Source organism: Dietzia sp. Cai40, from assembly GCF_014145165.1.
Taxonomy (GTDB): Bacteria; Actinomycetota; Actinomycetes; order Mycobacteriales; family Mycobacteriaceae; genus Dietzia; species Dietzia natronolimnaea.
In genome coordinates, this window is sequence record NZ_JAALEB010000055.1 from 1 (window position 1) to 5,743 (window position 5,743).

General features: G+C 70.7%; 6 protein-coding genes. 3 read left to right on the forward strand and 3 right to left on the reverse strand.

All coding sequences use genetic code 11. The annotated features are described in order from the left end of the window. Nucleotides 1–152: 152 nt before the first annotated feature. Nucleotides 153–743, reverse strand: coding sequence for a flavin reductase family protein (locus tag G6022_RS02635; RefSeq protein WP_182640238.1), 591 nt, complete (start codon nt 741–743; stop codon nt 153–155). A 114-nt stretch (nt 744–857) separates the two neighbouring features. Between G6022_RS02635 and G6022_RS02640 the strand changes: the two genes are divergently transcribed. Both G6022_RS02640 and G6022_RS02645 read left to right on the forward strand, forming a co-directional pair. Then, nucleotides 858–2,345, forward strand: coding sequence for a WS/DGAT domain-containing protein (locus G6022_RS02640; RefSeq protein ID WP_241731013.1), 1,488 nt, complete (start codon nt 858–860; stop codon nt 2,343–2,345). 159 nt (nt 2,346–2,504) lie between these two features. After that, nucleotides 2,505–4,013 (forward strand): WS/DGAT domain-containing protein, encoded by a 1,509-nt coding sequence (locus tag G6022_RS02645; RefSeq protein ID WP_182640237.1) that lies wholly within the window; start codon nt 2,505–2,507, stop codon nt 4,011–4,013. Nucleotides 4,014–4,078: 65 nt separating this feature from the next. Here G6022_RS02645 and G6022_RS02650 read toward each other — a convergent pair whose 3' ends face one another. Both G6022_RS02650 and G6022_RS02655 read right to left on the reverse strand, forming a co-directional pair. Then, entirely contained in the window at nt 4,079–4,696 is a 618-nt protein-coding gene (locus tag G6022_RS02650) for a DUF664 domain-containing protein (protein ID WP_182617835.1), read from the reverse strand. 101 nt (nt 4,697–4,797) lie between these two features. Then, nucleotides 4,798–5,355: a DinB family protein gene (locus G6022_RS02655; protein ID WP_182640239.1), complete on the reverse strand. Its 558-nt coding sequence runs from the start codon at nt 5,353–5,355 to the stop codon at nt 4,798–4,800. A 153-nt stretch (nt 5,356–5,508) separates the two neighbouring features. On the opposite strand from G6022_RS02655, the gene G6022_RS02660 reads away from it, so the two are divergent. Continuing rightward, nucleotides 5,509–5,743: HTH domain-containing protein (locus tag G6022_RS02660; protein WP_182690982.1), on the forward strand; the 235-nt coding region annotated here is incomplete at its 3' end.

The following is a 5,743-nucleotide window of genomic DNA, read 5'->3' on the forward strand; positions in this document are numbered from 1 at the left end:
GTCTAGCGCGCACCGATGCGCACGCAAGACGCCGTGGCGGCGGGCGGCTACCGAGGAGTCGCACAGGCGCGCGAGCGAGACGTCAGGCGCGGGAGCGCCTGCAGGTCGCCGCGAACCGAGGGCCGGGGGCTGGCGGCGGGTCTCGACTCCGCCTACTTCCTCGGCCTAGGCAGCTCCCTCGTCCGCGGCGCCAGTCCCCACTGGTGGCGGCCCAGCCGGGAGGGCGGGAGCAGTGCGTCGAAGTCGGGGAGCCCGTCGTCCGCCAGGACATCACCGGAGATCGCCACGCTCACTACGCGGCCCAGGAGCATCGCACTGGTGCCGAGGTCGATCACGTCATGGCGCACGCACTCGAACGCGATCGGCGCCTCGGCCACCCGCGGCGCCGACACCACCTCGGAGGGCTCGGCGGTCAGGCCGGAGAGGACGAACTCGTCGACCTCCGGGCCGACCGGGGCCGAGGTGGCGTTGATGAGCTCCATCAGCGACTCGGTGCCGATGTTCACCACGAACTCCCCGGTCTCGACCACGTTGCGGTACGTGTCCTTGCGGCCGATCGAGGTGACCGAGAGGATCGCGGGGTCGGCGCAGGCCACGGTGAAGAACGAATACGGCGCGAGGTTCGACACCCCGGCGGCGGAGACGCTCGAGACCCAGGCGATGGGCCGGGGAGTGACCGATGCCGTGAGCAGGGCGTACAAGCCCTTGGCCGGGGGATCGTCCGGTGTGTGGATGGTGCGCATCTCGCCATTGTCCCGCCGTCTCGGGGGGAGTGACGTGATCCCGGTCACAGCTGCTCTAGCCTGGGGCGGCGAGTACATGACGGTGAGCGGGGCGGGCGAGAGGGGCCGGGGACGATGACGGAGACGAGGGTCCGGATTCCACTGCGGGACCAGCTGTGGCTGATGATGGACCGCCCGGACAATCTCATGTACATCAACTCGGTGATGTGGTTCGCCGAGGTCCCCGACTGGGACGCGGTCACCGAGGCGATCGCGTCGCGGATGGTCGAACCCCACCCGGTGTTCCGCCGGGTCCCGGTGCGACGGGGCCGACGGTGGTACTGGCAGGACGATCCCGACTTCGACATCTCCCGCCATCTGGTCCGACGGCGCCTTCCCTCGCCGGGCGGGCGCGCCGAGGCGGAGGCGCACGTCGCCGAGCAGATGGGGCTGCAACTCCCCGACGACCGCCCCATCTGGCGCGCCGAGTTCATCGAGGGCTACCACGGTCACGGTGGCGACCGGGAGGGGGCGCTCCTGCTGTTCCGCGTCCAGCACGGGATGGTCGACGGGATCCGTTTGACCCAGCTGGTCCTGGGGTTGTGCGACCGCGACGACGACGACCCGCTGCCCAACGTGGGTCGGGAGCTGTCCTCATCGGGCGGCGGTGTCCTGGGCGCGGTGGGCCAGGCCGGGGCAGGGCTGGCCAAGGACACGCTCGGCATCGCCCGCGGCCTCGCGGGCGCCACGATCAGATTCCCCGTGACGATGGCGCGACTGACCAGGGACGTGGTGGCCCCGGGCGGGGAGCTGTCCCGGGTGCCCACGCGTGTCGTGGAATCCCTCGCCGACACCATCGATCCCACCAACATGACGACCAACACCTACCGCTCGGTCTTCCGCCTGCTGTTCGAGCCCCGTTCCCCCGAGCTGTCGTGGAGTGGCCACGCCCACGCCCGGAAGAAGGTCTCCTGGGTCACCGGGGTGGACCTCGCGGCCGTCAAGAGGGTGGCGGCGGAGCACGACACCACCGTCACCTCGGTGATGATCGCCGCGGTGTCCAAGGCGCTCACCCGGTACCTCGACGCCCGCGGTGACCGACGGGTCTCCGACATGAACCTCATGGTGCCGGTCTCGCTGACACCGAGCACCGACGACCTCCCGGAGGAGCTGGGCAACCACATCACTCTCATCCTCATGCGCCTGCCGCTGGGGATCGACGACGCGGACGAACTCATCGAGGCCATCACCACGTCCATGACCCGGGTGCGCTACTCGTTCGAGCCACACATCACCTTCGCCACCATGCTCGGCGTGGCCGTCACCCCCACCGCGGTGCAGCACGCGGTGGTCGACCTGTTCGCCAACAAGACCGTCGGCCAGCTCACCTCGGTACCCGGTCCGGTCTCCGAGGTGCGGCTCGCGGGAACCCCGGTCGAGGGCATGCTCGGCTGGGTGCCGATGAGTGGCGACCAGGCGCTCGGGATCTGCATCTTCAGCTATGACGGCACGGTGTCCGTGGGGATCGCCACCGATGCCGAGCTCGTGCCGGACCCGGGCCGGGTCGCCGAGATGATCGAGGGTCAGTTCGCGACCTTCGACGGCTGGGAGGCCCCGGCCTGAGGACTGCCGTCGACGCGCCTCTCCTCACCAGGCGAGTGGTCCCCGGTAGTCGTGGCGAACCGGGAGAACCCCCGTGATGTCGGTCACACCTGTTCTAGCCTGGAGTGGAGCGCAGATGGCTCGGTGGTCGATCGCGGCTGGGGGGAAGGGTCGGGGACGATGGGGGAGAGGACGAGGGTCAGGATTCCGCTGCGGGATCAGTTGTGGTTGCACATGGACCGCCCCGACAACCTCATGTACATCACGTCGCTGGTGTGGTTCTCGGAGATCCCCGACTGGGACGCGGTCTCCGAGGCGATCGCGTCGCGGATGGTCGAACCCCACCCGGTGTTCCGCCGGGTCCCGGTTCGCGAGGGCAGGCGGTGGTACTGGGAGGACGATCCCGACTTCGACCTCTCCCACCACCTGATCCGCGGGCGGCTCCCCGCGCCGGGCGGGCGGGCCGAGGCCGAGGCGTACGTCTCCGAGCAGATGAGCATCCAGCTCCCTGACGACCGCCCCTTGTGGCGGGCCGAGTTCCTCGAGGGCTACCACGGCCACGGCCACGAGGCCGGGCGGGAGGCCGGGCGGGAGGGTGCGCTGGTCCTGTTCCGGGTCCAGCACGCGATGGTCGACGGCGTCCGGCTGACCCAGTTGGTCCTGGGTCTGTGTGACAGCGATGACGACATCCCGCTGCCCCGGGTGGGCCGGCCCCTCTCCCCTGGTGGAGACGGGATCCTCCGGACGGTCGGCCGCGCCGGGGTGGGGATGGTCCGGGACTCGGTCGGTATCGCCCGCGGTCTCGCCGGCGCCACGGTCACGTTCCCGTGGACCCTCACGCGGCTGGTCAGGGCCGTGGTGGCCCCGGGCCGCGGGGTCACCAGGGTGCCCACGCGCGTCGTGGAATCCCTGGCCGACACCATCGACCCCACCAACAGGACGACCAACACCTACCGTGCGACCTTCCGGCTGCTGTTCGAACCCAGATCGCCGGAGCTGTCGTGGAGTGGCCACGCCCACGCCCGGAAGAAGGTCTCCTGGATCGCCGGGCTGGACCTCGCGGCGATCAAGAGGGTGGCGAAGGCGCACGACACCACGGTCACCACCGTGATGCTCGCGGCGGTGTCCAGGGCGCTCACCGAGTACCTCGACACCCACGGCGATCGTCGGGTCTCGGACATCAATCTCATGGTGCCGATGTCCATCGAGCCGGTGGCTGACGAACTGCCGGAGGAACTGGGCAACCACCTCACGATCATCCTCATGCGCCTGCCGCTGGGGATCGACGACGCCGACGAGCTCATCGACGCGATCGCCACGTCCATGTCCCGGGTGCGCTACTCGTTCGAACCACACGTCACCTTCGCCACCATGCTCGGCGTCGCGGTCACTCCCGGCCCGGTGGCGCACGCGGTGGTCGACCTGCTCGCCAACAAGACCGTCGGCCAGCTCACGTCGGTCCCCGGGCCGGTCTCCACGGTGCGGATCGCCGGCACTCCTGTCGAGGGGATACCCGGCTGGGTTCCGATGAGCGGCGACCAGGCCTTCGGAATCTGCATCTTCAGCTACAACGGCAAGGTCTCGGTGGGCATCGCCACCGACGCGGGACTCGTGCCCGACCCGGGCGAAGTCGCCGGGATGATCGAGGACAAGTTCGCGACGTTCGCCGGATGGGACGAGGAGGACTGACCCGCGGTCACGCCGCGTGGCCGGTCCGTCCCCGCGCCCACCCGACTCACCACGCCGGCGCCGACTCACCACGCCGGCGCCGGGACCTCCGGGTGGGCGGCGAACCAGGCACCGATGTAGGACATGTCGATGCCCTGGTCCTCCGCGATCAGGTCGTACATCGTGCGCCCGTCGAGCGCCTCGCGCAGGAGGTCGGCGTGCCCGCTGTGCCGGTTGATCTCGGTCAGCACGTGCTGTGCGACCCAGCGGCCGTTGAACGGTGCCAGGTCCGACGGGAACCACGGCATCTCGGTGGGGACGGGGACCCGCGCGTCCAGGTCGGCGGCTCGGAGATGGGCGAGTCCCGCGGCGCACCGACGGTCGTACTCGGCGAGGACCTCCTCGGCGGTCGCGTCGGGATCGACCCGGTTGACGGCCTCGGCCCACTCGAAGGTCTCCGGTAGCGAGCGTCCCGTCTCCAGGGGGTCGGGCGCGGCGGCCGCCCGGCCCAGCCAGTCCTCGGCCACCTGACCGATGTGCAGGATCAGCCAGCCGAGCGTCAGCTCACTCGACGGGACCGGACGCGCCCGCAGTTGGTCGCCGGTGAGGCCGTGGACGATCGAGCGGGCGTTGACGAGAGCGTCGTCGATCCATTCGAGCAGGGTGTCGCGCTCGGTGGTGTGGGTGGCGGCGAACAGTGGCATGGCGAACTCCTCGGTGGTGGGTCGGGGATGGTGTGGTGTCGGCGGGTGCCGACGGGTCGTCCGGGTCAGACGGGTCAGACGGGTCAGACGGGTCGACCGGATCAACGGGTGTGGGCGTACAGGTCGCGGAGCAGGCACAGCTCCGCGCCGTGGTGGATGACCTCGCGGTGGATGTGCAGGACGAGGGTGGCCATGGGGGCGGCGGACCAGTGGCCCTCGGCCTCCCCGACGGGCGCGGCGAGGGCGTCGTCGTCGAGCCCCCGGACCCCCTCCATCCAGCCCGCGTAGGTGCGGTCGAGCTGGGCGAGTCCGCCCACGGCGTCACCGGCGAGCTCGTGGGTCATGTAGTCGTGGGGCGGTCCGCCGAAGTGGTCGTGCCACCGGGCCCCGAGCACTCCCACGACCACGTGGCCGATCCGCCACGCGATGGTCGTCAGCGGTGCGGGCCGCGGTTCGGGATAGGCGAAGTCGATCGTGAAGTCGCCACTCCCGGCCTGCACGTCCGCGGAACCGGTGCCCCGGGGGCGCACGCCCCAGGTCCGATCGTCGGGTGCGGGGGAGAAGTGGTACTCGGCGTCGGTCAGTCCCTCCAGGCGAGGCCGGAGGTGGCCGGTCCAGTGGTATTCGAGTTGGTCGGCGAGCTGGTCGGTCCAGTCGATGGTGCGGGCTGTGGTCATGGTGGTCTCCCGGTGGTGGGGGCGGTCGGCCGACGGTCGGGCGGCTCTCTCGCGGTCCGACAGCAGACTCTCAGGTGATCAGGACAGATCTGGTCCTCTGCCGGTGCGAGAGTGGACGACGTGACCGAGGACAAGATGCCCACGACCCAGCGGGTGCTGGGGCTGCTCGACCTGCTGCAGCGGCGCACCGTGTGGACCGGGCCCGAACTCGCGGCCGAGCTCGGGGTCACCACCCGCTCGGTGCGGCGGGACGTGGACCGACTGCGCGACCTGGGCTACCCGGTCGAGTCCGAACGCGGCGCGGGCGGGGGGTACCGGCTGGGATCGGGCCGGCGGCTGCCGCCGTTGCTGCTGGACGACCGCGAGGCCG